This window comes from Streptomyces alkaliphilus, assembly GCF_014141535.1.
GTDB lineage: Bacteria > Actinomycetota > Actinomycetes > Streptomycetales > Streptomycetaceae > Streptomyces > Streptomyces alkaliphilus.
On the sequence record NZ_VKHT01001482.1, the window covers coordinates 1 to 864 of the forward strand.

General features: G+C 75.6%; 1 protein-coding gene. It reads right to left on the reverse strand.

The genetic code is table 11. From position 1 onward, the window contains the following. A partial coding sequence (gene manA, locus FNQ90_RS25225) for a mannose-6-phosphate isomerase, class I (protein WP_182608432.1) occupies positions 1 to 864 on the reverse strand: 864 nt, incomplete at both ends.

Below are 864 nucleotides of genomic sequence, written 5' to 3' on the forward strand. Positions count from 1 at the left end.
CGCCGGCGGACACGAAGGCCGACTCCCCGCGCCGCAGGGTCAGGGAGGCCCCGGTCCCGTCGGTGAGGGTCGCGGTTCCCTGCGCGCACAGCAGGATCTGGGGCCGGTCCGTGGTGGGCGAGGGGCCCTCGGCGCCGGGGGCCAGGACGTAGCGGGAGAGCCGGAACTCGTCCACGGGGGTGTCGTAGACCTCCTCGCCGTCGGGGCCGGCCTCCGGGCGGAGCACGCCGGGGTCACCGCTGCGGAAGATCACCACGCGCAGCAGTTCCGGCACGTCCACGTGCTTGGGGGTCAGTCCGCAGCGCAGCACGTTGTCGGAGTTGGCCATCAGCTCCACGCCCAGACCCCCCAGGTAGGCGTGCGGGACGCCGGCACCCAGGTACAGGGCCTCGCCGGGCTGGAGGACGACGTGGTTGAGCAGCATCGCGGCGAGCACCCCCGGGTCCCCGGGGTGGTGGTGGGCGATGGCGGCGTACGCGGCCAGGGCGCGGGAGTCGGGGCCGCCCTCCGCCGCCAGGCGTTCGGCCGCCGCGGCGGTCTCCCCCACCACCGGGGCGAGCGCCTCCCGGTCAGCGCCCAGGAGGGCGGTGAGGACCTCGCGCAGGGCGTCCGCCTCCGGGGTGGCCCGCAGCAGGTCGGCGTAGGGCTTGAGGCCGTCCACGGCCAGGGAGTCGAGGAGGGCGGCGGTCCCGGCGGCGGGTCGGAAGCCGCACAGGCCCTCGAAGGGGGTGAGGGCGCAGATCAGTTCGGGCTTGTGGTTGGCGTCCTTGTAGTTGCGGTGGGGGGCATCGAGGGGAACGTCTGCGGCCTCCTCGGCCTCCCAGCCGGCGCGGGCCTGTTCGAGGTCGGGGTGGACCTGGAGGG